Genomic DNA, 25,204 nt, shown 5'->3' with positions numbered 1-25,204 from the left:
TCTCCTGATAATGTTAAACTTTTTTAGTAAATCAGTCGCTCGATTCGACATTATAGACAGGCTGTTAACAGCTTGCATGTAAATGTTTATGTAGAAAAATCAGGACACTGTTTTACCGATTTACTAAAAAAGCTTTATCTCTTTAACTTTCAGGTACTGCTGCCTTCCACTCTGTTGGTGTCATCAAGATTACTCACTTCTGAGTACAAAATACGTGATTTAGATCAAGTATTGGCGTGGCTGATACCTTTCAGCTGGCTGCTTTTTAACCGGTTCGATCAAGTGTAATAGAAGGGTTTTGAAATTAAAAAAACGATTAGCATTAAAGTTACAAATAACTAACATTCGATACATATCACCGGGTTATGCATATTTATAATGAATATTGCATGCAAAAAGCGTATGTTTCGCGCAGTTATTTTATGCTGTTAATAGTCAACCGCCAATTTTGATGATGCTGCGGAGCCCATTGTGACTCAACCACTGTTCGATTTTGCTACCTATTTCAAGTTTTTCATTGGCTTATTTGCCCTGGTCAACCCGGTTGGCATCATTCCGGTGTTCATCAGTATGACCAGCTACCAACCGGCAGCGGTACGCAACAAGACCAACCTGACCGCAAACCTGTCGGTGGCGATCATCCTCCTGACGTCGTTGTTTCTCGGCGATGGCATTCTGCAGATTTTTGGCATCTCGATTGATTCCTTCCGCATTGCCGGCGGCATCCTGGTGGTCACCATTGCGATGTCGATGATCAGCGGCAAGCTCGGCGAAGATAAGCAGAACAAGCAGGAGAAGTCGGAGACGGCGGTCCGGGAGAGCATCGGCGTCGTGCCTCTCGCGCTCCCTTTAATGGCCGGACCGGGGGCAATCAGTTCAACCATCGTCTGGGGTACCCGATATCATTCCTGGATGCACCTGGTCGGGTTCTCACTGGCGATAGCGGTATTCGCTCTCTGCTGCTGGGGCATTTTCCGAATGGCGCCGTGGCTGGTTCGTCTGCTGGGGCAGACGGGAATCAACGTCATCACCCGTATCATGGGCTTGTTGCTGATGGCCCTGGGGATCGAATTTATCGTAACCGGTATTAAAGCGCTGTTCCCCGGACTGCTTAATTAGTGGAACACCATGCAAGCGTGGAGGCTTCACTTCGCGCTTGCGCGATTATTAGCAAAACCTATTAACCAGCGCGAGATCGGCTGTTGAGATAACGTTTTGCGATAATATCTGTAATTTCATATTTTTCATTAAGATATCTGTTTTTGTTCATTGTTTTCCGCTCACGCTCTTCCTTCCTGTGATGTTATTTTCCTCACATCATTCTCTGGCACTTGCTGTCGGATCATCGAAATGATATTAGTAATTTTAACAAGGCTGTAGATGAATGTGCTAAAAAGTAACCTGTTGTTAAATTTTTGTACAAAAAAGCATCTTTCAAGCAATGCTCGGTTCGCCAGACGATAAAGTAATCATATCGTTATGATTAATAATGATATTTTTTTATCACTGGTTCGCGGAAACCTTAAGCATCGCGATCAGCATCAGCAATAAAAGAGAATCCGGTAACATATTTGCAAATTGCATTGGCGGAGGTGTTTACCTTTTGGTACTTTCCGCCGTTATCGTCAGCTGAATTATGTGCGTAAATGAGAATCATTTTTAATAATCTCACTGCGCCGGAACTGCCCTCCAGCGAGGGGGAACGAATCGACGTTAAGACTGCCGTTCGAGCGGTCGTAATAAATAAGTCGGTGATAGCAATCTGCCAATCGCAAACGCTCCTGCGTTGGACAGATCCCCTTAAACGGGAAAAAAACAGGCTGGTTAAAAAACCAGTAATTATAATGACTGGAGTTACAACACAATGACCATCATCACTAAAAAACGTTTGATCGCCGCGGGAGTGCTATCCGCACTCATTGCCGGCAATATGGCTATGGCAGCGGATGTCCCGGCCGGTGTGCAGCTGTCGGATAAGCAAACGCTGGTACGAAATAGCGGCGCTGAGCCGCAATCGCTGGACCCGAATAAAATTGAAGGGGTACCCGAGGCCAATATTAGCCGCGACCTCTTCGAAGGGTTGCTGAATACTTCGCCGAAAGATGGCCACCCGATCCCTGGCGTAGCAGAGAGCTGGGATAATAAAGATTTTAAAGTCTGGACCTTCCATCTGCGTAAAGATGCGAAATGGTCTAACGGCGAGCCGGTTACCGCCCAGGACTTCGTATACAGCTGGCAGCGTCTGGTGGACCCGAAAACAGCGTCTCCTTATGCCAGCTATCCGCAATATGGTCATATCCTTAACGTCGACGAAATCATTGACGGCAAGAAAGCCCCGAGCGAACTGGGTGTAAAAGCCATTGACGACCACACGCTGGAAGTCACCCTCAGTGAGCCAGTCCCTTATTTTTATAAGCTGCTGGTTAACCCGGCGATGTCTCCTGTCTACAAACCGGCCATTGAAAAATTTGGCGAGAAATGGACACAGCCTGGCAATATCGTCACCAACGGTGCCTACACGCTGAAAGACTGGGTGGTCAACGAACGTATCGTGATGGAGCGCAACCCGCACTACTGGGATAATGCTAAAACCGTCATTAACACCGTCACCTGGCTGCCGACCTCTTCTGAAGTGACCTATGTTAACCGCTATCGCAGCGGTGAACTGGACATGACTTATAACCAACTGCCGATCGAACTCTTCCAGAAGCTGAAAAAAGAGATCCCGAACGAGCTGCATGTTGACCCGTATCTGTGTACCTATTATTACGAAATCAACAACCAGAAAGCGCCGTTTACCGACGTACGCGTCCGTACCGCGCTGAAGCTGGGTCTGGATCGCGACATTATTGCTAACAAGGTGAAAGGACAGGGCGATCTGCCGGCCTACGGCTACACACCGCCTTACACCGATGGCGCGAAGCTGAGCGAGCCGGAATGGTTCACCTGGTCGCAGGAAAAACGTAACGAAGAAGCGAAGAAACTGCTGGCCGAAGCCGGTTACACCGCGGATAAACCGTTAACCTTTAACCTGCTGTATAACACCTCCGATTTGCACAAGAAGCTGGCGATTGCCGCCGCCTCGCTGTGGCGTAAAAACCTGGGCATTGACGTGAAGCTGGTTAACCAGGAGTGGAAAACGTTCCTCGATACCCGTCACCAGGGCACCTATGACGTGGCACGCGCGGGCTGGTGCGCCGACTATAACGAGCCAACTTCCTTCCTGAACACCATGCTCTCTGACAGCTCAATGAACACTGCGCACTATAAGAGCCCGGCGTTCGACAAGATTATGGCTGAATCCGTAAAAGCGTCTGATGAAGCGCAGCGTACGGCAGCCTATGCGAAAGCGGAACAGCAGCTGGATAAAGACAGCGCGATTGTACCGGTCTATTACTACGTCAACGCCCGCCTGGTGAAACCGTGGGTAGGGGGCTATACCGGTAAAGACCCGATGGATAACGTCTATACCAAAGATCTCTACGTTATCAAACATTAATGGCAATACGTGGAGCGGGCCTGTGCTCGCTCCATCGTGTCTTATTTGAGAGCAGTGCAAAGGCACACGCCAGAAGGTACGGGCAATGTTAAAATTTATCTTTCGTCGCTGTCTGGAAGCGATTCCGACACTATTTATTCTTATTACCATCTCATTCTTCATGATGCGTCTGGCGCCGGGAAGTCCTTTTACCGGGGAGCGCACCCTGCCGCCGGAAGTCATGGCGAATATTGAAGCAAAATACCATTTAAACGACCCTATCATGACGCAGTACTTCAATTATCTGAAGCAGCTGGCGCATGGCGATTTTGGTCCCTCTTTTAAATACAAAGATTATTCGGTCAACGATCTGGTGGCTGCCAGCTTCCCGGTTTCTGCGAAACTGGGCTTCGCCGCCTTTTTACTGGCGGTGGTGATCGGCGTCGCCGCCGGGGTGATAGCCGCCCTGAAGCAAAACACCCGATGGGACTACGCGGTGATGGGGGTAGCCATGACCGGCGTGGTTATTCCGAGCTTTGTGGTCGCGCCGCTGCTGGTGATGATCTTTGCCATTACCCTGCACTGGCTGCCGGGGGGCGGCTGGAACGGGGGAGCGCTGAAGTTTATGATCCTGCCGATGGTGGCGCTTTCTCTGGCCTATATTGCCAGCATCGCGCGTATTACCCGCGGCTCGATGATTGAAGTGCTGCACTCTAACTTTATCCGCACCGCGCGGGCAAAAGGGCTGCCGATGCGCCGCATTATTTTGCGCCATGCGCTGAAGCCGGCGCTGCTGCCGGTGCTCTCCTATATGGGGCCAGCTTTTGTGGGCATCATCACGGGCTCAATGGTCATTGAAACCATTTACGGCCTGCCGGGGATCGGTCAGCTGTTCGTTAACGGGGCGCTTAACCGCGACTACTCGCTGGTGCTGAGCCTGACGATCCTCGTTGGCGCCCTGACTATCCTGTTCAACGCCATCGTTGACGTGCTGTACGCCGTTATCGATCCGAAGATTCGCTACTGAAGCCGGAGTTCGCCATGATGTTAAGTAAGAAAAATAGCGAGGCGCTGGAAAACTTCAGTGAGAAGCTGGAAGTGGAGGGGCGTAGCCTCTGGCAGGATGCGCGTCGCCGCTTTATGCATAACCGCGCCGCGGTGACCAGCCTGATCATGCTGGTGCTTATTGCGCTGTTTGTCACCCTTGCGCCGATGGTGTCGTCGTTCTCCTACTTCGATACCGACTGGGGCATGATGTCCAACGCGCCGGATATGGCTTCAGGCCACTACTTCGGGACCGACTCCTCCGGGCGCGACCTGCTGGTGCGTGTGGCGATCGGCGGGCGTATTTCGCTGATGGTCGGGGTGGCGGCGGCGCTGGTGGCGGTGATCCTCGGCACGCTGTACGGTTCGCTTTCCGGTTATCTCGGCGGCAAAGTGGATTCGGTGATGATGCGTCTGCTGGAGATCCTCAACTCCTTCCCGTTTATGTTCTTTGTTATCCTGCTGGTCACCTTTTTTGGTCAGAATATCCTGTTAATCTTCGTCGCCATCGGCATGGTTTCCTGGCTGGATATGGCCCGTATCGTTCGCGGACAGACCTTGAGCCTGAAGCGCAAAGAGTTTATCGAAGCCGCGCAGGTCGGTGGGGTCTCCACGGCCAGCATCGTGCTGCGCCATATCGTCCCCAACGTACTGGGGGTGGTGGTAGTGTATGCCTCGCTGCTGGTCCCCAGCATGATCCTCTTCGAATCCTTCCTCAGCTTCCTCGGGCTGGGAACCCAGGAGCCGCTCAGCAGCTGGGGAGCATTGCTCAGCGATGGCGCCAACTCAATGGAGGTCTCGCCCTGGCTGCTGCTGTTCCCGGCGGGTTTCCTGGTGGTGACCCTGTTCTGTTTCAACTTTATCGGCGATGGTCTGCGTGATGCCCTCGACCCGAAAGACCGCTAAGGAGCGCTGCCATGACCATGATTGAAACGGCAAAAGCGCCGCAAGCGCAGAGTCACAGCGGCCTGCTGCTGGACGTGAAAGATCTTCGCGTCACCTTTAAAACGCCGGATGGCGATGTCACCGCCGTCAATGACCTGAACTTCACCCTGCAGGCGGGCGAGACGCTCGGCATTGTGGGGGAATCTGGCTCCGGTAAATCGCAAACCGCCTTCGCCCTGATGGGACTGCTGGCGGCCAACGGTCGTATCGGGGGCTCCGCCACCTTTAACGGCCGGCAGATCCTCAATTTGCCCGAACGCGAGCTGAACAAACTGCGCGCCGAGCAAATCTCGATGATTTTCCAGGACCCGATGACGTCGCTCAATCCGTATATGCGGGTGGGCGAGCAGTTAATGGAAGTCCTGATGCTGCATAAAGGACTGAGCAAAGCCGAAGCGTTTGAAGAGTCGGTGAAGATGCTCGACGCGGTAAAAATGCCGGAAGCGCGCAAGCGTATGAAGATGTTTCCGCACGAATTCTCCGGCGGGATGCGCCAGCGTGTGATGATTGCCATGGCGCTGTTGTGCCGGCCCCGGCTGCTGATAGCGGATGAACCCACTACCGCGCTGGACGTCACCGTGCAGGCGCAGATCATGACGCTGTTGAATGAGCTTAAACGCGAATTTAATACGGCCATCATCATGATCACCCACGACCTCGGAGTGGTGGCCGGGATCTGCGATAAAGTGCTGGTGATGTATGCCGGGCGCACCATGGAGTACGGTCAGGCGCGCGATGTCTTCTATCAGCCGTCGCATCCATACTCTATTGGCCTGTTGAATGCGGTTCCACGCCTGGATGCCGAAGGCGATGCGTTGTTAACCATCCCTGGCAACCCGCCAAACCTGCTGCGATTGCCGAAAGGCTGCCCATTCCAGCCGCGCTGTCCGCACGCCATGGAGCAGTGTAGCAGCGCACCGCCGCTGGAGTCGTTCGCGCCAGGCCGCCTGCGCGCCTGCTTTAAACCGGTGGGGGATCTGCTATGAACGCCGTAACTGAACAACGAAAAGTTCTGCTCGAGATTGCCGACCTGAAGGTGCATTTCGATATCAAAGATGGCAAGCAGTGGTTCTGGCAGCCGTCGAAAACGCTGAAAGCGGTGGATGGCGTGACACTGCGTCTCTATGAGGGGGAAACCCTGGGGGTAGTAGGGGAGTCAGGCTGCGGCAAATCGACCTTCGCCCGCGCCATTATTGGCCTGGTGAAAGCGACTGATGGCAAAGTGGCCTGGCTTGGGAAAGATCTGCTGGGCATGAAGCAGGAAGAGTGGCGCGACGTGCGCAGCGATATCCAGATGATCTTCCAGGATCCGCTGGCATCGCTGAACCCGCGCATGACCATCGGGGAGATTATCGCCGAACCGCTGCGCACCTATCATCCGAAGATGTCGCGTCAGGAAGTTCGCGATCGCGTCAAAGCGATGATGATGAAGGTCGGGTTGCTGCCTAACCTGATCAACCGCTATCCGCACGAGTTCTCCGGCGGTCAGTGCCAGCGTATCGGCATCGCGCGGGCGTTGATCCTTGAGCCGAAGCTGATTATCTGCGATGAGCCAGTATCTGCGCTTGACGTGTCGATTCAGGCTCAGGTGGTCAACCTGCTGCAGCAGCTGCAGCGTGAAATGGGGCTGTCGCTGATATTTATCGCCCACGATCTGGCGGTGGTTAAACATATCTCCGATCGCGTCCTGGTGATGTATCTGGGCCATGCGGTGGAGCTGGGCACCTACGACGAGGTGTACCATAATCCGCTGCATCCTTATACCAAAGCGCTGATGTCGGCGGTACCGATCCCCGATCCTGATCTCGAGAAAGCGAAAACTATTCAGTTGCTGGAGGGCGAATTACCCTCGCCAATTAACCCGCCGTCGGGCTGCGTGTTCCGCACCCGCTGCCCGCTCGCCGGGCCAGAGTGTGCGAAAACCCGCCCGGTACTGGAGGGCAGTTTCCGCCATGCGGTTTCCTGCCTTAAGGTAGACCCGTTATAATCTCAGGGGCTGACGCAGGTCAGCCCTTTTTTTTGCGAGGTTAACGAAGTGGGTATGCTTTCTGCCGCTCGTCTGCGGCTTTATCATTTACTTTTTGATCAGAACCGACGTTCCGGCCGCCGCTTCGAAGGGCTGTGCGGACTTTTCGCCTTGCTCAGCGTGCTGGTGATTTTTATCGAGTCGGGGCTGGGCACGCAATATCATCTGACATTAGATGAATGGCATATTTTCGTCTGGCTGGAGCTGCTGGTGACCGCGGTTTTTACCGTGGAGTACCTGCTGCGTATCGCCACCTGGCCCAATCCGCTCCACTATATTTTCAGTTTTTGGGGGCTGATTGACCTGGCGACGATTTTACCGCTGTATGTGATGTGGCTGTGGCCGGAGATTAGCCTGAATTATGTTTTTGCCTGGCGAGCAATGCGGGCGATCCGCGCGCTGCGTATTCTCAAACTGTTGCGTTTTATGCCTTCGCTCAACGTATTCTGGCGGGCAATCGTCAGTGCGCGCCACCAGCTGATTCTGTTTTATTCGTTTATCGCCATTGTGATGGTGATTTTCGGCTCGCTAATGTATTTGATTGAGGGACCGGAATACGGCTTTACGACGCTCAACGCCTCGGTCTATTGGGCCATCGTGACCATCACTACCGTCGGCTATGGCGATATCACCCCGCATACCCCACTGGGCCGCATTCTGGCGTCGATCCTCATCCTGATCGGCTACTCCATTATCGCGATACCGACCGGGCTTATCACTACCCATATGACCAGCGCCCTGAATCGTCGGCGTCAGCGTCGCCTGTGTCCGCAATGTCAGCAGGGCGACCATGACGATAACGCCCGTTTTTGTCACGCCTGCGGGCATGCGTTGCCGAAATAAGCTGCCAGCATAAAAAAAGCCTGCCGGGAGGATCACGGCAGGCTTTTCACTAGCTGGTGAGCGTTACTCACGCCACAGAATATGACACAGCTTATGATCTTTTTCGCGGCACAGCAGAACACGGGCGAAAATGTCATTGATTTCCCCGCCATCGGTATCCGCCAGGCCAATCACCACTTCGGCGAAGAAATCCGGATTCAGATCGTAATCCACATGCTCTTCCCAGTCTGCTGCCGGGTCGAACAGCTCGGCGCCCCCGCGCTCTTCAAACTGCAGGTTAAACAGAATGATGTCCGCCGGGTCGAGGTTGTCGGCCGCCAGCTCGAGGAAGATATCGTAAGCCTGCTCAAGCGTTTCGTCTTCGGTCAGGCGGTTGTTTAAATCCATATCCATGATTGCTACTCATTCGGTATCTGATGGGCACGTTTTACAGCAACGGGCTGAAGAAGTAAAACAGTCGCTCGACGATCCGCTGCCAGAGCGGTCGTTTTAGCCAACGACGGGCGTCAAGCAGGCGCGAACGTGAGATATAGTCATCCTGGACCGCCGCCAGATCGCTGCCGAAACCGGCGTCATCAATGACCAGCGTAATCTCAAAATTGAGCCACAGGCTGCGCATATCCAGATTCACCGTTCCCACCAGGCTGAGTTCGCCATCCACCAGCACGCTCTTGGTATGCAACAGTCCGCCTTCAAACTGATAAATTTTGACCCCGGCTGCCAGCAGCTCGGTGAAAAAGGCCCGGCTGGCCCAGCCCACCAGCAGTGAATCGTTCTTGCGCGGTAAAATAATACTCACGTCGACGCCGCGCTGGGCTGCGGTACAGATCGCGTGCAGCAGGTCGTCGCTGGGCACGAAGTAGGGCGTCGTCATGATCAGATGCTCTTTCGCCGCGTAGGCGGCGGTGAGGAGCGCCTGATGGATCAGATCTTCCGGAAAGCCCGGGCCGGAGGCGATCGTGTGGATGGTATGCCCGCTGGCTTCTTCGAACGGCATGATATTGACGTCCGGTGGCGGGGGCAGAATGCGCTTTCCGGTTTCGATTTCCCAGTCGCAGGAGTAGACGATGCCCATCGAGGTCGCCACCGGGCCTTCCATCCGCGCCATCAGGTCAATCCACTGGCCGACCCCCGAGTCTTGCTTAAAGTAGCGCGGATCGACCATATTCATGCTGCCGGTATAGGCAATATAGTTATCGATCATCACCATTTTGCGATGTTGACGCAAATCCATCCGGCGCAGGAACACACGCATCAGGTTAACTTTGAGGGCCTCGACGACCTCAATACCGGCGTTACGCATCATCGCCGCCCACGGGCTGCGGAAAAAGGCCACGCTGCCCGCAGAGTCGAGCATTAACCGACAGTGAACCCCGCGACGGGCGGCGGCCATCAGCGATTCGGCGACGCTGTCGGCCATACCGCCTGGCTGCCAGATATAAAAGACCATCTCGATATTGTGGCGGGCCAGCTGAATATCGCGGATCAGGGCCTGCATCACGTCGTCAGATTCCGTCAGCAGCTGCAGCTGGTTGCCTTTCACCCCGCCAATCCCCTGACGCCGTTCGCATAGCTTGAACAGGGATTCGGCCACCGGGCTGTTATCTTCCGCGAAGATATGTTTGCAGGCTTTGAGATCGTTTAACCACTTGGCCGTCGAGGGCCACATCGCTCTGGCGCGTTCCGCCCGGCGTTTGCCGAGATGCAGTTCACCAAAGGAGAGATAGGCGATAATTCCCACCAGCGGCAGGATATAAATGATCAGCAACCATGCCATGGCGGACGGGACAGCGCGGCGTTTCATTAGTATTCGTAATGTTACACCGGCGATCAACAGCCAGTACCCCAGAATGACCAGCCAGTTCACCACCGTGTAAAAGGTTGTCATAGATGTAAAATCCTTTTGAATGACGTTATGTGATGAGTTTACGCATCAGTATTTTTCTGGCAAATAAAAACGCAGCAAAAGCGGTAGTCAGTTGCCGGCAGAGGTTTATAATGGAGGCTATTTTCACTCGTAGAGTCGTTGCAATGAAGCGTAGTAGAACGGAAGTAGGGCGCTGGCGCATGCTGAGACAGGTGAATCGCCGTAAAGCGCGCTGGCTGGAAGCCCAATCGCGCCGCAATATGCGGATCCTTGCTATCAGGAAGGGACTGGTGAAACGGCAGCGTCATGCTCTGCTGTTTGTCTTCCCCGACTGTTAAGTGAGCAGATTAACGGCACCGTGAGCGGTGCCGTTGTCGTTTTCTCAATTCTGCGCTGAATTCCCTTTTATCTTCGCCATCTTTTATCTTCGCCATATTGAAATCTTTGTGTTGTCATGCAGCGATGCAACGACAGACTGAACCTGGCTTGATTTCACGTCTCATTGAAATAGGCATGCTATGCACGCCACGTTATTCCGGGCCGTTTCTTTCAGACTGAACCTATCCCTGGCGCCACAGGAATTAATCGGCATGCAGCATTTATTGTTACCCAGACGGGTGCGGCGTTGTCGAACGCATGTCACCCCAGACCAGCAGATGCAACCTGATGTAAGTTGAGGGGAATAATGAAACAGGCGCTGTCAGGAAATCGCGCTTGAGGCTAAATGAACCCCACCGGAGCTGAAATAATCTGCGCCAGTGTTTCCCTTTCAGGATGGCGGTCTGGATAACGCGCCTGAATAAAATGCACGCTATTACGCGTGCGTTAATTTATTTTGCATATGCTTCAGTAGATAACGTGATGGTCACGTTATCACTCACCGCTGGCACATACTTATCAAGCTTGAAGTCTGAACGTTTGATCACGCCCGTCGCATCAAAGCCAATAGCCTCTTTTTTCACCATCGGATGCATGTCCTGCTTATTCAGGGTTGCATGCAGTACTACCGGTTTGGTGATGCCTTTAATGGTCAGGTTACCTTCAACATCATATTTATTTCCGCCTTTGCTTTCCACTTTGGTACTCTGGAAAGTGGCCTCGGGAAACGTTTTGACATCGAAGTATTCTTTGCCTAAAAATTCATCGGTTAACGCTTTGACATGCGTGTCAATGGTTTTTACCGGCAGAGTAACGTTAACAGAAGATTTTTCAGGGTTTTCTTTGTCAAAAGACAATTTTCCTGAAACATCAGAGATATAGGCTGTAGGGTTAGAGAAGCCGAAATGGTTCCAGGCAATAACAACCGACGTGTGCTGCGGATCCAGGTTATATTCCGTCGCCGCGGCTTGTGAAACAGGGATATATAAGGCAAGCAGAGAAAGAAATGCTGTTTTTTTCAAAACGTTCACAAAAAGCTCCTTACATGGGTCAGGTACGAAAATAGTAGCCCAAAAAAATGAAGCGTTTATTGAAAACATTTGTTATTCCCTTTCAAAATTTTTAATCAATGACGAATACCCCTACAATAACCCTGCGTGAACTTTACGCAAAGCAATTAATAGAATTTAAAAAATGATCATCTGCAACTTTAACCTTGTGGCGTGATTTTTATTGGCCAATGTCAGCGTGTTATGTGTGCCTTTATCATACGGGTGCTGCAATTTTGGGGGCCATGAAATCACTGCGTTCCTGAATGTAGGACGCTTGTCTAAGCCCGGTGTAATACCTTCCGAAAACCAGTGGATAATCCGTATTTACCCTATGGCTTAATATCGATCAGGAAAAAGTGACCCGCATCGATATGCGTATCCAGTCAATTTTAAAAAAAGAGTAATAACCATAGTTTAAGCTGTTAGCTGATTTAATGTTCACGTGAAACATGAAAATGCAATATATTATTCTGTATTTCCTGTCTGTTATAGTTGTTTCCGTTTCATTGTATTTTGCGTTTTTTTTTGCTATATCACGCCAGGCTTGCATAAAAAACAATCAACAAATAAATAAAATACAAGATCTTACATAACGGACTTACACAATCTATTAACAATTCAATATAATTCCTGGCGTCGATGTTTTGTCGCCATTTTCTATCCCGGCATTATGCTTCATTTATGCCGTCTGGCTTACTGCGGGGTTAAACATCGATAGTTAAATAAGAAATAGTTTTATTTCATGGTGTTATCAGGAGAGTTATTATGTCAGATACGAATCCCCGCTCATCCGGCTGGTTAGGCTTGTGGTGCCTGCTGGTCGGCGTGATACTGCTTGCGACAGGCCTGTTCTTTGTCATCGGCGGTTATAAACTGGTTTCCCTGGGGGGAAGCTGGTATTTCCTTATTGCCGGGGTTATTACCCTGCTCGCCGCGATTCAGTTTTTCCGCCGCAAGTCGTCCGCGGTGTGGCTGTTTGCTCTGGTATTCGTGGGTACCCTGATTTGGGCACTGTTTGATGCCGGCTTCGACTTCTGGCCGCTCGTTTCCCGTTTGATGGTACCCGCCGGGTTGATGCTGCTGGCAGCGGCCACCTGGCCTGCGCTACGTAAGCATGAAGGAAAGCCTTACAGCACCAAAGGGGCATGGGGGGTCTGCGTTGTCCTGGTTATCGCCATGGGCGTCACCTTTGTTCAGATGTTTCAGCCCCATCCCACAGTGGCTTTCAGCGGCGAGAAATTACCGCTGGTGCCGGTAAAAGAAGACGCTAAACAGCAAAACTGGGACCACTACGGCAATACTGCCGGCGGTAGCCGTTTTGTGGCGCTGGACCAGATCACGCGTGACAACGTAAAAAACCTGAAACCCGTCTGGACCTTCCATACTGGCGACACACCGTTAAGCCCGGATGGCAATGGCGCAGAAGATCAGCAAACGCCGCTGCAGGTAGGTGATCGCGTTTTCCTGTGTACCCCACATAACAATGTGATCGCCGTGGATGCCGATAGCGGAAAAGAGATCTGGAGAGCGGAAATTAATGCGAAATCCGCAATCTGGATGCGCTGCCGAGGCCTGGCGTATTTTGATGCCACGAAGCCACTGACGCAGCCCACTGTGGCTGGTTCCACACCGGTTCTGCCGGCACAGGTCGCGCCGGGAGCAGCATGCCAGCGTCGCATCCTGATGAATACGATTGATGACAGATTGATCGCCCTGGACGCCGATAACGGCAAATTCTGCCCGGATTTCGGGACGAACGGCAGCGTGAATCTGCGAGAAGGGATGGGGGCCGCGGCAGATCCAAGCTATGTGTTGACTTCAGCCCCGACGCTGGCTGGCACCACGGTGGTGGTTGGTGGCCGCGTGGCGGATAACGTCAGTACTGACATGCCGGGCGGCGTGGTGCGCGGTTATGACGTGATCACTGGCCAGCAGCGCTGGGCATTTGATCCGCGTAATCCGGATCCCAATCATGTTCTGCAACCGGGGGAACATTACAAACGCAGTTCCGCTAACTCCTGGGCGCCCATGTCCTGGGATGCGTCGATGAATACCCTCTTTATTCCAATGGGGAGCTCCTCTGTTGACCTGTGGGGCGCAGACCGTATTCAGGGCGATCACAAATATGCCACTTCAATCCTGGCGCTGGATGCGACCACCGGGAAAGAGAAGTGGGTGTACAAGACCGTGCGTAACGATCTGTGGGACTTCGATGTCCCGATGCAGCCAAGCCTGGTCGATTTCCCGACCAAAGAGGGCAATAAACCCGCCGTGGTGGTGGGGACCAAAGCGGGTCAAATCTATGTACTTGATCGCCTGACAGGTCAACCGCTTACCGAAGTGAAAGAGGTCCCGGTGAAACCGGCTGATATCCCAAATGAACAGTATCCGGCGACGCAGCCGCGCTCTGTTGGGATGCCGCAGATTGGGGCGGAAACCCTGAAAGAATCTGATATGTGGGGGGCAACGCCGTTTGATCAACTGGTCTGTCGTATCAGCTTCAAATCGATGCGTTATGACGGGCTGTACACCATGCCGGGGACCGATGTTTCCCTCAGCTTCCCGGGCTCTCTGGGAGGAATGAACTGGGGCAGCCTGTCCACCGATCCGAACAACCACTATATCTTCGTCAATGATATGCGTCTGGGTCTGTGGGTTCAGTTGATTAAGCAGGACCCGCAAAGCGCGGTGGCCAACACCGGTGGCGAGGCGGTGAACGCCGGGATGGGGGCAGTCCCGATGAAAGGAACGCCGTACTCGGTCAATAAAAACCGTTTCATGTCGCCACTGGGGATCCCGTGTCAGAAACCACCGTTTGGTACGCTGTCCGCGATTGACCTGAAAACGCAGAAAATCGTCTGGCAGGTGCCGGTCGGTACCGTCCAGGATACCGGTCCGTTTGGCGTAAAAATGCGTGCTCAGATGCCGATCGGTATGCCAACGCTGGGCGGAACCCTGGCCACTCAGGGCGGTCTGGTCTTCATTGCCGGAACCCAGGACTACTACCTGCGCGCCTTCGATTCATCGACGGGTGAAGAAGTCTGGAAAGCCCGTCTTCCGGTAGGAAGCCAGGGGGGACCCATCAGCTATGTCTCGCCGAAGACCGGCAAACAATACATCCTGATTTCCGCCGGTGGTGCCCGCCAGTCGCCGGATCGCGGTGACTACGTGATTGCCTATGCGCTGGATAAGTAACAGGTAGTTGGATCAGCGATAACGATCAAAGGCCCCCGCCGGACAGCGGGGGCCTTTTATATTAATGCATGGATGGCGAGACGGTAGGCGACGATGTGGTGGCAGGAGAGGGGATCTGACCCTGCACAGGACAGGTCATTGAGAGAACAGCCAAACTTTTCGCATGATTGAAAAGGGCGGCATTTTAATGTTGTGCACCAAAATGCGCCCTTTAATCTGATGGCCTGGTGTGTTTTTGTGGCTAACCAGAAAAATAGCAGGGGATTTTTTTCAAAACACTTTCTTATAAGGCTTAACAGAGACCTGGCGGTAGACGCCAGCCGCAATGTACGGATCATCATTGGCCCAGGACTGAGCCGCTTCCAGCGACTCAAACTCGGCAATCACCGTTGAGCCGCTGAACCCTGCTGCGCCGGGTTCGTTGCTGTCAACGGCCGGCATTGGCCCGGCGGTAAGCAGCCGGCCTTCATCGTGTAAGAGTTGTAGACGCGCGAGATGCGCAGGGCGAACCGACAGCCGCTTTTCCAGAGAATCGGCGATATCTTCAGCGTAGATAACGTAAAGCACGGCAAAGCTCCTTATCAATAATCAGGCGAATTACGTTAAGTTAAACGGCGATGGACTGCAATGCAAAGATGCATACCGGTGTCGAATGCGCTGCCGACGCGGCTTTTTTCTGCAAATGGTGGCAAAAATTGACTCAGGTTAAGACGCCTTATTGAATATGATTGCTATTTGCATTTAAAATCGGAGCATCATTTTTCAACAGAAACGACTATGAGCGCAATGACCCTTGATTTACCTCGCCGCTTCCCGTGGCCAACGCTGCTGTCCGTGGCTATCCACGGTGCCGTTGTGGCGGGGCTGCTTTATACCTCGGTACATCAGGTTATTGAACAGCCTTCTCCGACGCAGCCGATAGAGATTACGATGGTCGCGCCGGCCGATCTTGAGCCGCCCCCGGCGGCACAGCCAGTCGTGGAGCCCGTTGTCGAACCTGATCCTGAGCCGGAACCCGAGGCGGTGCCTGAACCGCCGAAAGAAGCGCCGGTGGTTATCCATAAACCGGAACCGAAGCCGAAGCCTAAACCCAAACCGAAACCCAAGCCGGAGAAAAAGGTTGAGCAGCCCAAGCGGGACGTGAAACCGGCAGCAGAGCCGCGTCCAGCCTCGCCGTTTGAAAACAACAATACGGCGCCAGCGCGCACCGCGCCGAGCACCTCGACCGCGGCCGCCAAACCCACCGTTACTGCCCCGAGCGGCCCGCGTGCGATCAGCCGTGTCCAGCCGACCTATCCGGCCCGCGCCCAGGCGCTGCGCATCGAGGGGACGGTACGGGTGAAGTTTGACGTGACGCCTGATGGCCGAATCGACAACCTGCAGATCCTCTCTGCCCAGCCGGCGAATATGTTTGAGCGCGAAGTGAAAAGCGCGATGCGCAGATGGCGTTACGAACAGGCAAGACCGGGAACCGGCGTGACGATGACTATCAAATTCCGTCTGAACGGGGTCGAAATTAACTGATAACGGAGCCCGGCGGATCGGAGAGGTCCGCCGGGGGCCTTTTCTAACGTGCTTTTTCCATCAGCACATCGTCCAGCGCCTGCTGGGCGGTCACCAGGTGCTGGCCACCGAACAAAATCGCCCGGTTCAGTAGGGTATACAGCTGATAGACTGGCTGACGATCGAGAAAACCTGCTGGCAGCGGTGAAACGGACTGGTAGCCGTCATAGATCTGCGGCGGCTGTTCCGGGTGCATCGGCAGCATGGCTAAATCACACTCGCGATCGCCCCAGTAGCAGGCTGGATCGAAGATGTAGGGGCCATCTGGTCCTAAGGCACAGTTACCGGACCACAGGTCACCATGGAGCAGCGAAGGTTGCGGCTGATGGTTGGCCAGCCGCTGCTGAACCACATCGACTAAGGTATCGATATCGCCAAAGTGCAGCCCTTTCTCCGCCGCCAGCTCCAGCTGCCAGCCGATACGCTGCTCGGCAAAGAACACCGACCAGCGACGTTGCCAGGCGTTGGGCTGCGGCGTGGTGGAAAGATCGTTGTCGAAATCCAGGCCAAACTGCGGCTGATCGCTCCACTGGTGCAGATGGGCTAACTGCTGGCCGAGCAGGAAAGCATTGTGCGCATCCAGCGGACGGGGAGGGAGGTATTCCATGACCACAAAGCTGTAGTCACGGTCGCTGCCGACCGCAAAGACCTGCGGCACGCGAACGGTTTTGCTTCGCGACAGCAGTTCCAGCTGATCGGCCTCGGCGGTGAAGATGGGCAGAAGCTCACGTTCGTCGCATTTCACGAAGTAATCTTTCCCGCCGAAGCGTAAATGCCAGGCCGAATGGATTTCCCCACCGGGCAGCTCGGTTTTCAGTTCGATTTCAGCGTTTTCGGAATGCCAATCGCGTAAAAGTGTACTGATTGCTTGCCACATGCTGTCTCTCCCCATGTTTTCCACCATATCATAAGGTTAGCGCACTGCTACCGGGTAAACCTGGAACTGACGCACAACTGACGCTTTCCGTTGCGTTAAACGCACTTATTGAGCTTTTAACCACTCGGCGAATGTGCTGACCGTAATCTCTGCCGGGCGGCCCAGGGCCAATTCCGCCAGTCCTGCGCTGAGGGCCTTAACTTCATCAGCATCCTGGGCGCTGAGCAGGCCAAAGGTGTTGGTCCCCAGCTCATGGGGATTGCCGTCTTCATCATTGAGCGTCAGTACGAACCCGGCGCGGGTAAAGTGGTTGCTGACCTCGTTGATCTCCGTCAGCGCCTGTTCGTGAAAGGCGACGCTGACGACCCAGGCGGTTATCTCATTGCTCATCTCTACACCCCATTGTTATCCATAGCCTTTCCAGCATAGACCATCCAGCCAATATCGTGACTCCCTCCGCCGACGCGGAGGGGCAGGGAAGATCAGCGACCGCAGAGATAATCGTAGATTTTTTGCGTATTGGCCTGCGAGCAGAGACGGGTGCCCTGATTGATCGTCGCGGCGCTACCGGCGGCGACGCCAAAGCGAACCATATCCTCCAGCCCGGCGTTTTCCGCCAGACGCAGGGTCATGGCGCCCACCATGCTGTCGCCGGCGCCGACGGTGCTCTGGCTTTTCATCGGCGGCGGCACCACCTGAACGCTGCCGCTGGCGTCAACGCCTAGCGCCCCCTGCGGCCCGAGCGAAACCACCACCCGGCGTACTTTACCGGACTGGATCAACGACTGGGCGGCAAGGCGTACGTCATCGGGTTGGCTCAGATCGCGCTGTACGAGGGCGCTGAGCTCTTTCTGGTTCGGCTTCACCAGCTCAATATTGCCGACGTTCAGCGCCGCAGCCAGCGCGTCGCCGGAGCTGTCGATAATGCAGCGCAGCCCCTGCTGTTGCGCGTTTTTCACCAGTTGCATCAGGTTTTCGACGCTGATACCTGGCGGCAGGCTGCCGCTTACCACCAGCAGTGAGCCGGGTTCGATCGTCAGGACTTTCTCTTCCAGGCGGCGGAACTCATCATCCGTCAGCGCTGCGCCGGGCATGACAAAGCGATACTGTTCGCCGCTGGCGGCCACGTGAACGTGCAGGTTTTGCCGCGTCCAGTCTCGGGTTTCGACGGTCTCGACCGGCACCTGCTCATCGGCCAGCAGGGCTGCTAAGTGCTCGCCGGTGGCGCCGCCAACCGGGAAAATGGCGGTGGCTTTACCACCAAGAAAGGTCACGGCACGGGCAACGTTGATCCCGCCGCCGCCGGGCTCAAATACCGGTGCGCTGCAGCGGAGTTTACCTTCGGGGTAAATCTGTGGGGTCTGCGTGGCGCTATCCAGCGAGGGGGCCAGCGTTAACGTATAAATTTTGGTCATTCCTTCTCCTCCTTAATACGGCGACTGTATTTTATTTAAGCATGGCACGATGACTCCGGGAGGGAAAGTGATGTTCCTGAGAGATTTGCAAAGAAGCTTGTATTTTCATTATGAAATAAAGATTGTTTCCGGAGCTGTCTTATTCAAAAAACGAAAGAGTAAGTGATTGCTATGTTATTCGTGCTTTTTTATAATTTGCTACCTTTCTTAGGACCTGCACACCGCGATCCTCGCGAAAGTTTCCGGGACCCTCAGGTCTCTTTTATGTTGTACGGACGCTAAATTCAATGAGCGGGCAGGTTGTGTCTGTTCATCATTTGTACTGTCCTAAAAAATGTATTTTAGAGAGTTATAATGAAGCTTTTAAAGACAGTACCCGCAGCGGTTATGCTGGCGGGGGGGCTTTTTGCGTCTGTTGGCGCAATGGCCGATGATTCTGTATTTACCGTCATGGATGACCCTTCCGCTGCTAAAAAACCTTTCGAAGGTGTGGTTAACGCAGGCTACCTGGCGCAGTCCGGCAACACCAAGAACTCCTCGATGACGGCAGATTCCACCTTGACCTGGTATGGTAATACCACTGCATGGTCGCTGTGGGGGAACGCCAGCAACACCTCTTCCAACGATGAGCGATCTTCAGAAAAATATGCTGTCGGTGGGCGTAGCCGCTATAACCTGACCGATATGAACTATCTCTTTGGTCAGGGAAGCTGGCTGACCGACCGCTATAATGGCTATCAGCAGCGTGATGTCCTGACGGCGGGTTATGGTCGTCAGATCCTCAACGGTCCCGTGCACAGCCTGCGGTTTGAATTCGGTCCTGGCGTCCGCTATGACGAGTTTACCGATGGAGAAACCGATACTCAGCCGCTGGGTTACGCCTCCGGCACCTGGGCCTGGCAGATGACCGATAACGCCAAATTTACGCAAGGGGTATCGGTGTTTGGCGCTGAGGACACCACCGTCAACTCTGAGAGCGCGTTAAACGTGGCGATTAACGCCCATTTCGCGCTGAAAGTCGCTTACAACGTGACCTGGAACTCGGCGCCGCCTTCCTCTGCGCCGGAGCATACCGATCGCCGGACGTCGCTGTCCCTTGGGTATAAAATGTAATATTTTCAGGCCGGGTTTTCCCGGCCTGTTCGTTTTAAATTTAGCAATTAGTGACATTATTTTTTCTGGCCTTTCGTTTTAGTTTTTATAAAAAAAAATAGCCCTCCATCTTTTCTCCATTATTCCCGATTTGCTGACAAATATTCATTCTATTTGACACGAAAAGCTAAATATTTGACGGACAAATATGTGATCTGGATCTATACTGAGTTGCACTGACCGGGCGGAGAGATCGCGCGGTCTGTCTTCCGTAATAAGAGAATGAACATTATGAAAAACACTCAATTTACCATCGCAGCCCTGGCGCTGTGCGTGCTTTCTTTTGGCGCATCGGCTGCCACGCCAGTCCCGCCGTCGGGCAACCAGGACCATACTCAGATAGGCATCGCCAAAGCGACTGACGTTGAGGCTGGCTCGAATATCGCCCCCGGTTCCCGGACCACCGGACAATCCATGAGCGATGCCTTTAATGTGCATACGCTGGTGGCCGGCGAGTGGTCGTAATATACCAGACCTTTATTTCGTCGTACGTCAATTAAGCCGGGTGAAGCGGTACCGGTTTAACGATCTGCATTAAAGATTAAGCATGCAATATCATTGCGTCTCTTCTATCACGTCCGAATAATATTATCCGGCTTTGCCGGGGATTATTCTCGCCTGCAGTAGCAGGATATTCGTCTTTTTATCTCAATCTCTCTTGTTTTCTCCACATTCCGCCATCATTTATACGCTTGCGGCTTTAATCACGTACCAATGATGTGTAAACTACTCCCCGGTGTTATCAGCAGGCGGTGGCAGGCGGGAACGGTCCATCCGGTCGTCCTCCTTTTTTCGCAGAGTGAAGCGGGAACTGCGCCTTAACCTGATGATAATTATGATTATATAGTTTTGTATGTGCTCTTTCGTGTGGGGCACCACTGCAAATAAGGACATAAAATGCCTGTAATTACGCTTCCTGATGGCAGTCAACGCCATTTTGACCACGCTGTTAGCCCCATGGATGTTGCGCTGGATATCGGTCCAGGCCTGGCGAAAGCCACCATTGCCGGGCGGGTAAACGGTGAACTGGTAGACGCCTGCGACCCGATCGAAACGGATTCCACTCTCTCTATTATCACTGCGAAAGATGAAGAAGGGCTGGAGATCATTCGTCACTCCTGTGCGCACCTGTTAGGCCATGCCATTAAACAGCTGTGGCCCAACACCAAAATGGCTATCGGTCCGGTTGTCGATAATGGCTTCTACTATGACGTAGACCTCGACCACACCCTGACTCAGGAAGATATCGACGCGCTCGAAAAACGTATGCATGAGCTCGCCGAGAAAAACTACGATGTCATCAAGAAGAAAGTCAGCTGGCACGAAGCGCGTGAAACCTTCGTGAAGCGCGGGGAAACCTATAAAGTTTCAATTCTTGACGAAAACATTGCTCATGATGATAAGCCGGGTTTGTATCATCATGAAGAATATATCGATATGTGCCGCGGCCCGCACGTACCGAATATGCGCTTCTGTCATCACTTCAAGCTGATGAAAACCGCGGGTGCCTACTGGCGCGGCGACAGCAACAATAAAATGTTGCAGCGTATCTACGGCACCGCGTGGGCGGATAAAAAAGCGCTGAATGCCTATCTGCAGCGTCTTGAAGAAGCCGCCAAGCGTGACCACCGTAAAATTGGCAAGCAGCTCGACCTGTATCATATGCAGGAAGAGGCGCCGGGTATGGTGTTCTGGCATAACGATGGCTGGACCATCTTCCGTGAACTGGAAACATTCGTTCGTTCTAAACTGAAAGAGTACCAGTATCAGGAAGTCAAAGGTCCGTTCATGATGGACCGTGTGCTGTGGGAGAAAACCGGCCACTGGGACAACTACAAAGATGCGATGTTCACCACCTCTTCTGAGAACCGTGAATACTGCATTAAGCCGATGAACTGCCCGGGCCACGTGCAGATCTTCAACCAGGGGCTGAAATCCTACCGCGATCTGCCGCTGCGTATGGCGGAATTCGGCAGCTGTCACCGTAACGAACCGTCTGGCGCGCTGCACGGCCTGATGCGCGTTCGCGGCTTTACCCAGGATGATGCGCATATCTTCTGTACTGAAGATCAGGTTCGCGATGAAGTGAACGCCTGTATTCGTATGGTCTACGATATGTACAGCACCTTTGGCTTCGAGAAGATCGTCGTCAAACTGTCGACTCGCCCGGAAAAACGTATCGGTAGCGATGAGACCTGGGATCGCGCGGAAGCGGATCTGGCGGTGGCGCTGGAAGAAAATAACATCCCATTTGAGTATCAACTGGGCGAAGGGGCGTTCTACGGCCCGAAAATTGAATTTACCCTGTATGACTGCCTCGATCGCGCATGGCAGTGCGGTACGGTACAGCTGGACTTCTCTCTGCCGCAGCGTTTAAGCGCCTCTTATGTGGGCGAAAACAACGAGCGTCAGGTACCGGTCATGATTCACCGTGCGATTCTCGGTTCCCTGGAGCGCTTCATTGGCATCCTGACCGAAGAGTTCGCTGGCTTCTTCCCAACCTGGCTTGCGCCAGTGCAGGTAGTGGTCATGAATATTACGGATTCTCAGGCTGAATACGTTAACGAATTGACGCGTAAACTACAAAATGCGGGCATTCGTGTAAAAGCAGACTTGAGAAATGAGAAGATTGGCTTTAAAATCCGCGAGCACACTTTACGTCGTGTCCCGTATATGTTGGTCTGTGGCGACAAAGAAGTCGAAGCCGGCAAAGTGGCCGTGCGCACCCGTCGCGGGAAAGACCTCGGCAGCATGGACGTAAGTGAAGTGATTGAGAAGCTGCAACAAGAGATTCGCAGCCGCAGTCTTCAACAACTGGAGGAATAAGGTATTAAAGGCGGAAAACGAGTTCAAACGGCACGTCCGAATCGTATCAATGGCGAGATTCGCGCCCTGGAAGTTCGCTTGACAGGTCTGGAAGGCGAAGCTTTGGGTATTGTGAGTCTGAGAGAAGCTCTCGAAAAGGCTGAAGAGGCCGGAGTAGATTTAGTTGAAATCAGCCCTAACGCCGAACCGCCAGTTTGTCGTATCATGGACTACGGCAAGTTCCTTTATGAAAAGAGTAAGTCTTCTAAGGAACAGAAGAAAAAGCAAAAAGTTATCCAGGTTAAGGAAATTAAATTCCGTCCTGGGACCGATGATGGTGATTACCAGGTAAAACTCCGCAGCCTGGTTCGCTTTCTCGAAGATGGCGATAAGGCTAAGATCACACTGCGTTTCCGCGGTCGTGAGATGGCCCACCAGCAGATCGGTATGGAAGTGCTTACGCGCGTCCGTGACGATCTGAGTGAACTGGCAGTAGTCGAATCCTTCCCTACGAAGATCGAAGGCCGCCAGATGATCATGGTGCTCGCTCCTAAGAAGAAACAGTAAGGCCTTCAAGTAGCGATGTTAGTGGAGCCTTAGGGCTTCACTGATGTTGTTCGCCTATGTTTCGTTTATTAACAATGCGAAGTGGAAGTTATTAAGATGCCAAAAATTAAGACCGTACGCGGTGCTGCTAAGCGCTTCAAAAAAACCGGTAAAGGTGGTTTTAAGCACAAGCACGCTAACCTGCGTCACATTCTGACTAAAAAAGCTACCAAGCGTAAACGTCACCTGCGTCCGAAAGCCATGGTTTCTAAAGGCGATCTGGGCCTGGTCATCGCGTGCCTGCCGTACGCATAAGTCGTTAACGTTTAACTTTTTTAACTTAGAATAGATACAGGAGAGCACATATGGCTCGCGTAAAACGTGGTGTAATTGCACGTGCACGTCACAAGAAAATTTTGAAACAAGCTAAAGGCTACTACGGTGCGCGTTCTCGCGTATACCGCGTTGCCTTCCAGGCTGTTATCAAAGCTGGTCAGTACGCTTACCGTGACCGTCGTCAACGTAAACGTCAGTTCCGTCAACTGTGGATTGCGCGTATCAACGCAGCAGCACGTCAGAACGGTATTTCTTACAGCAAATTCATCAATGGCCTGAAAAAAGCCTCTGTTGAAATCGACCGTAAGATCCTGGCTGACATCGCCGTATTCGACAAAGTAGCGTTCACCGCTCTGGTCGAAAAAGCGAAAGCAGCTCTGGCATAAGCCAGTTGAAAGAGGGAGCTTGTCTCCCTCTTTTCGTTTCAACACCATCAATACATTGACTTTTATCGGCGCAGGCTTTTCAATACAGGTCTGACGTTTCTTACCAGACAAGGTAATGCAAGCATGAATGCTGCTATTTTCCGCTTCTTTTTTTACTTTAGCACCTGAACTCAGGAGGCTAGCGCGTGAAAGAAGAAACGGAAAACAGCGCCAGAAAGCCTCCCCTGTGGAGGCTTTTTTCGTATATGGATTCGGGATATTAATTTCACTATAACCGGTGTCTGCACCGACATAATGAGGAAAACCATGTCACATCTCGCAGAGCTGGTTGCCAGTGCCAAGGCAGCCATTAACGAGGCATCAGATGTTGCTGCGCTGGACAACGTCCGCGTGGAATACCTGGGTAAAAAAGGGCATCTGACCCTGCAAATGACCACCCTGCGCGAGTTACCGCCGGAAGAGCGTCCGGCAGCCGGCGCGGTCATCAACGAAGCGAAAGAGCAGGTGCAGCAGGCGCTGAACGCGCGTAAAGCTGAACTGGAAGGCGCAGCGCTGAATGCGCGTCTGGCCGCAGAGACCATTGATGTCTCGCTGCCGGGTCGCCGTATGGAAAATGGCGGCCTGCATCCGGTTACCCGCACCATCGACCGTATTGAAAGTTTCTTCGGTGAGCTCGGCTTTACCGTGGCGACTGGCCCGGAAATCGAAGATGATTACCACAACTTCGATGCGCTGAATATTCCGGGTCACCATCCGGCGCGCGCTGACCACGACACTTTCTGGTTCGATGCCACTCGCCTGCTGCGTACTCAGACCTCTGGCGTGCAGATCCGCACCATGGAAAACCAGCAGCCGCCCATCCGCATTATCGCGCCGGGCCGCGTCTATCGTAACGACTACGACCAGACCCATACCCCGATGTTCCACCAGATGGAAGGTCTGATTGTTGATAAAAACATCAGCTTCACCAACCTGAAAGGGACTTTGCACGACTTCCTGAACAACTTCTTTGAAGAAGATCTGCAGGTGCGCTTCCGTCCGTCCTACTTCCCGTTCACCGAGCCGTCCGCAGAAGTTGACGTCATGGGGAAAAACGGCAAATGGCTGGAAGTGCTGGGCTGCGGGATGGTACACCCGAACGTGCTGCGTAACGTGGGTATCGATCCGGAAGTCTACTCCGGCTTCGCTTTCGGTATGGGGATGGAGCGTCTGACCATGCTGCGTTATGGCGTGACCGATCTGCGCGCGTTCTTCGAAAACGATCTGCGTTTCCTCAAACAGTTTAAATAAGGGCAG

Annotated in this window: 26 protein-coding genes and 1 other annotated feature; of the genes, 19 read left to right on the top strand and 7 right to left on the bottom strand. The window is 53.1% G+C overall.

The genetic code is table 11. The features are described from left to right. Window positions 1-72: 72 nt before the first annotated feature. The 8 genes from CWM58_RS06265 to CWM58_RS06230 all read left to right on the top strand — a co-directional run bounded on the left by CWM58_RS06265 (window position 73) and on the right by CWM58_RS06230 (window position 8,336). Window positions 73-288, top strand: a complete 216-nt coding sequence (locus CWM58_RS06265) for a hypothetical protein (protein ID WP_071839070.1) — start codon at window positions 73-75, stop codon at window positions 286-288. A gap of 183 nt (window positions 289-471) precedes the next feature. Then, window positions 472-1,119 (top strand): YchE family NAAT transporter, encoded by a 648-nt coding sequence (locus CWM58_RS06260; RefSeq protein ID WP_061154207.1) that lies wholly within the window; start codon window positions 472-474, stop codon window positions 1,117-1,119. A gap of 745 nt (window positions 1,120-1,864) precedes the next feature. Beyond that, entirely contained in the window at window positions 1,865-3,499 is a 1,635-nt protein-coding gene (gene oppA / locus CWM58_RS06255) for an oligopeptide ABC transporter substrate-binding protein OppA (protein WP_074385536.1), read from the top strand. A gap of 85 nt (window positions 3,500-3,584) precedes the next feature. Beyond that, a complete protein-coding gene (oppB, locus tag CWM58_RS06250) occupies window positions 3,585-4,505 on the top strand; it encodes an oligopeptide ABC transporter permease OppB (RefSeq protein ID WP_061154209.1) in 921 nt (306 codons plus the stop codon). Window positions 4,506-4,519: 14 nt separating this feature from the next. Then, entirely contained in the window at window positions 4,520-5,428 is a 909-nt protein-coding gene (oppC, locus tag CWM58_RS06245; protein WP_061154210.1) for an oligopeptide ABC transporter permease OppC, read from the top strand. 11 nt (window positions 5,429-5,439) lie between these two features. Beyond that, window positions 5,440-6,453: an ABC transporter ATP-binding protein gene (locus CWM58_RS06240; RefSeq protein WP_004151853.1), complete on the top strand. Its 1,014-nt coding sequence runs from the start codon at window positions 5,440-5,442 to the stop codon at window positions 6,451-6,453. Further along, on the top strand, window positions 6,450-7,454 hold the full coding sequence (gene oppF, locus CWM58_RS06235) for a murein tripeptide/oligopeptide ABC transporter ATP-binding protein OppF (RefSeq protein WP_008804414.1): 1,005 nt from the start codon (window positions 6,450-6,452) through the stop codon (window positions 7,452-7,454). The genes CWM58_RS06240 and oppF overlap by 4 nt, the downstream gene beginning before the upstream one ends. A 54-nt stretch (window positions 7,455-7,508) precedes the next feature. Further along, window positions 7,509-8,336, top strand: a complete 828-nt coding sequence (locus CWM58_RS06230) for an ion transporter (RefSeq protein ID WP_012541359.1) — start codon at window positions 7,509-7,511, stop codon at window positions 8,334-8,336. Between the two features lie 63 nt (window positions 8,337-8,399). Here the strand turns inward: CWM58_RS06230 and CWM58_RS06225 are convergent, their stop codons facing one another. Together CWM58_RS06225 and cls are read right to left on the bottom strand one after the other, a co-directional pair. Continuing rightward, window positions 8,400-8,729 (bottom strand): HI1450 family dsDNA-mimic protein, encoded by a 330-nt coding sequence (locus CWM58_RS06225; protein WP_061154212.1) that lies wholly within the window; start codon window positions 8,727-8,729, stop codon window positions 8,400-8,402. A 34-nt stretch (window positions 8,730-8,763) separates the two neighbouring features. After that, complete coding sequence (cls, locus tag CWM58_RS06220) at window positions 8,764-10,224, bottom strand: cardiolipin synthase (protein WP_008804416.1); 1,461 nt, start codon at window positions 10,222-10,224, stop codon at window positions 8,764-8,766. Window positions 10,225-10,367: 143 nt separating this feature from the next. Between cls and CWM58_RS28105 the strand changes: the two genes are divergently transcribed. After that, window positions 10,368-10,541, top strand: a complete 174-nt coding sequence (locus CWM58_RS28105; protein ID WP_123235798.1) for a YciY family protein — start codon at window positions 10,368-10,370, stop codon at window positions 10,539-10,541. 492 nt (window positions 10,542-11,033) lie between these two features. Here the strand turns inward: CWM58_RS28105 and CWM58_RS06210 are convergent, their stop codons facing one another. Then, a complete protein-coding gene (locus CWM58_RS06210; protein ID WP_162677339.1) occupies window positions 11,034-11,681 on the bottom strand; it encodes a YceI family protein in 648 nt (215 codons plus the stop codon). A 717-nt stretch (window positions 11,682-12,398) separates the two neighbouring features. Between CWM58_RS06210 and CWM58_RS06205 the strand changes: the two genes are divergently transcribed. Then, the gene (locus tag CWM58_RS06205; protein ID WP_061154215.1) at window positions 12,399-14,828 is read left to right on the top strand and encodes a glucose/quinate/shikimate family membrane-bound PQQ-dependent dehydrogenase; all 2,430 of its coding nucleotides are present in this window, start codon (window positions 12,399-12,401) and stop codon (window positions 14,826-14,828) included. Between the two features lie 270 nt (window positions 14,829-15,098). Here the strand turns inward: CWM58_RS06205 and CWM58_RS06200 are convergent, their stop codons facing one another. Then, window positions 15,099-15,395, bottom strand: coding sequence for a YciI family protein (locus CWM58_RS06200; protein ID WP_008804420.1), 297 nt, complete (start codon window positions 15,393-15,395; stop codon window positions 15,099-15,101). A 210-nt stretch (window positions 15,396-15,605) separates the two neighbouring features. On the opposite strand from CWM58_RS06200, the gene tonB reads away from it, so the two are divergent. Further along, the gene (gene tonB, locus CWM58_RS06195; protein ID WP_100680532.1) at window positions 15,606-16,352 is read left to right on the top strand and encodes a TonB system transport protein TonB; all 747 of its coding nucleotides are present in this window, start codon (window positions 15,606-15,608) and stop codon (window positions 16,350-16,352) included. Between the two features lie 43 nt (window positions 16,353-16,395). Here tonB and CWM58_RS06190 read toward each other — a convergent pair whose 3' ends face one another. The 3 genes from CWM58_RS06190 to pfkB form a co-directional block, all read right to left on the bottom strand. Continuing rightward, on the bottom strand, window positions 16,396-17,268 hold the full coding sequence (locus tag CWM58_RS06190) for a fructosamine kinase family protein (protein WP_061154217.1): 873 nt from the start codon (window positions 17,266-17,268) through the stop codon (window positions 16,396-16,398). 105 nt (window positions 17,269-17,373) lie between these two features. After that, complete coding sequence (ghoS, locus tag CWM58_RS06185) at window positions 17,374-17,658, bottom strand: type V toxin-antitoxin system endoribonuclease antitoxin GhoS (protein ID WP_100680531.1); 285 nt, start codon at window positions 17,656-17,658, stop codon at window positions 17,374-17,376. Between the two features lie 92 nt (window positions 17,659-17,750). Continuing rightward, window positions 17,751-18,683: a 6-phosphofructokinase II gene (pfkB, locus tag CWM58_RS06180; RefSeq protein WP_048268545.1), complete on the bottom strand. Its 933-nt coding sequence runs from the start codon at window positions 18,681-18,683 to the stop codon at window positions 17,751-17,753. A 354-nt stretch (window positions 18,684-19,037) separates the two neighbouring features. On the opposite strand from pfkB, the gene CWM58_RS06175 reads away from it, so the two are divergent. From CWM58_RS06175 to pheS, 8 genes are all read left to right on the top strand, one after another. Further along, complete coding sequence (locus CWM58_RS06175) at window positions 19,038-19,796, top strand: YdiY family protein (RefSeq protein ID WP_061154219.1); 759 nt, start codon at window positions 19,038-19,040, stop codon at window positions 19,794-19,796. 270 nt (window positions 19,797-20,066) lie between these two features. After that, window positions 20,067-20,300, top strand: coding sequence for a hypothetical protein (locus CWM58_RS06170; RefSeq protein ID WP_061154220.1), 234 nt, complete (start codon window positions 20,067-20,069; stop codon window positions 20,298-20,300). 432 nt (window positions 20,301-20,732) lie between these two features. Then, a complete protein-coding gene (gene thrS, locus CWM58_RS06165) occupies window positions 20,733-22,661 on the top strand; it encodes a threonine--tRNA ligase (RefSeq protein WP_061154222.1) in 1,929 nt (642 codons plus the stop codon). 3 nt (window positions 22,662-22,664) lie between these two features. Then, entirely contained in the window at window positions 22,665-23,207 is a 543-nt protein-coding gene (infC, locus tag CWM58_RS06160; protein WP_012967832.1) for a translation initiation factor IF-3, read from the top strand. 96 nt (window positions 23,208-23,303) lie between these two features. Then, a complete protein-coding gene (gene rpmI, locus CWM58_RS06155) occupies window positions 23,304-23,501 on the top strand; it encodes a 50S ribosomal protein L35 (protein ID WP_001124225.1) in 198 nt (65 codons plus the stop codon). Between the two features lie 50 nt (window positions 23,502-23,551). After that, a complete protein-coding gene (rplT, locus tag CWM58_RS06150) occupies window positions 23,552-23,908 on the top strand; it encodes a 50S ribosomal protein L20 (RefSeq protein WP_000124850.1) in 357 nt (118 codons plus the stop codon). 118 nt (window positions 23,909-24,026) lie between these two features. Next, window positions 24,027-24,151 (top strand) — a sequence feature (Phe leader region). Then, complete coding sequence (pheM, locus tag CWM58_RS28410) at window positions 24,032-24,076, top strand: pheST operon leader peptide PheM (protein WP_001386830.1); 45 nt, start codon at window positions 24,032-24,034, stop codon at window positions 24,074-24,076. It overlaps the preceding feature by 45 nt. Before the next feature lie 63 nt (window positions 24,152-24,214). Continuing rightward, the gene (gene pheS / locus CWM58_RS06145) at window positions 24,215-25,198 is read left to right on the top strand and encodes a phenylalanine--tRNA ligase subunit alpha (protein WP_061154223.1); all 984 of its coding nucleotides are present in this window, start codon (window positions 24,215-24,217) and stop codon (window positions 25,196-25,198) included. Window positions 25,199-25,204 lie beyond the last annotated feature (6 nt).

This window comes from Klebsiella sp. H-Nf2 (genome assembly GCF_002806645.1).
In the GTDB taxonomy this organism is placed as follows: domain Bacteria; phylum Pseudomonadota; class Gammaproteobacteria; order Enterobacterales; family Enterobacteriaceae; genus Klebsiella; species Klebsiella variicola.
This window is presented reverse-complemented; position numbering and strand designations above follow the sequence as displayed.

Coding starts and splice junctions, on each gene's coding strand:
- oppA (WP_074385536.1), top strand. CDS start 1,865: ATGACCATCATCACTAAAAAACGTTTGATCGCCGCGGGAGTGCTATCC.
- oppB (WP_061154209.1), top strand. CDS start 3,585: ATGTTAAAATTTATCTTTCGTCGCTGTCTGGAAGCGATTCCGACACTA.
- oppC (WP_061154210.1), top strand. CDS start 4,520: ATGATGTTAAGTAAGAAAAATAGCGAGGCGCTGGAAAACTTCAGTGAG.
- CWM58_RS06240 (WP_004151853.1), top strand. CDS start 5,440: ATGACCATGATTGAAACGGCAAAAGCGCCGCAAGCGCAGAGTCACAGC.
- oppF (WP_008804414.1), top strand. CDS start 6,450: ATGAACGCCGTAACTGAACAACGAAAAGTTCTGCTCGAGATTGCCGAC.
- CWM58_RS06230 (WP_012541359.1), top strand. CDS start 7,509: ATGCTTTCTGCCGCTCGTCTGCGGCTTTATCATTTACTTTTTGATCAG.
- CWM58_RS06225 (WP_061154212.1), bottom strand. CDS start 8,729: ATGGATATGGATTTAAACAACCGCCTGACCGAAGACGAAACGCTTGAG.
- cls (WP_008804416.1), bottom strand. CDS start 10,224: ATGACAACCTTTTACACGGTGGTGAACTGGCTGGTCATTCTGGGGTAC.
- CWM58_RS28105 (WP_123235798.1), top strand. CDS start 10,368: ATGAAGCGTAGTAGAACGGAAGTAGGGCGCTGGCGCATGCTGAGACAG.
- CWM58_RS06210 (WP_162677339.1), bottom strand. CDS start 11,681: ATGTTTTCAATAAACGCTTCATTTTTTTGGGCTACTATTTTCGTACCT.
- CWM58_RS06205 (WP_061154215.1), top strand. CDS start 12,399: ATGTCAGATACGAATCCCCGCTCATCCGGCTGGTTAGGCTTGTGGTGC.
- tonB (WP_100680532.1), top strand. CDS start 15,606: ATGAGCGCAATGACCCTTGATTTACCTCGCCGCTTCCCGTGGCCAACG.
- CWM58_RS06190 (WP_061154217.1), bottom strand. CDS start 17,268: ATGTGGCAAGCAATCAGTACACTTTTACGCGATTGGCATTCCGAAAAC.
- ghoS (WP_100680531.1), bottom strand. CDS start 17,658: ATGAGCAATGAGATAACCGCCTGGGTCGTCAGCGTCGCCTTTCACGAA.
- pfkB (WP_048268545.1), bottom strand. CDS start 18,683: ATGACCAAAATTTATACGTTAACGCTGGCCCCCTCGCTGGATAGCGCC.
- CWM58_RS06175 (WP_061154219.1), top strand. CDS start 19,038: ATGAAGCTTTTAAAGACAGTACCCGCAGCGGTTATGCTGGCGGGGGGG.
- CWM58_RS06170 (WP_061154220.1), top strand. CDS start 20,067: ATGAAAAACACTCAATTTACCATCGCAGCCCTGGCGCTGTGCGTGCTT.
- thrS (WP_061154222.1), top strand. CDS start 20,733: ATGCCTGTAATTACGCTTCCTGATGGCAGTCAACGCCATTTTGACCAC.
- rpmI (WP_001124225.1), top strand. CDS start 23,304: ATGCCAAAAATTAAGACCGTACGCGGTGCTGCTAAGCGCTTCAAAAAA.
- rplT (WP_000124850.1), top strand. CDS start 23,552: ATGGCTCGCGTAAAACGTGGTGTAATTGCACGTGCACGTCACAAGAAA.
- pheS (WP_061154223.1), top strand. CDS start 24,215: ATGTCACATCTCGCAGAGCTGGTTGCCAGTGCCAAGGCAGCCATTAAC.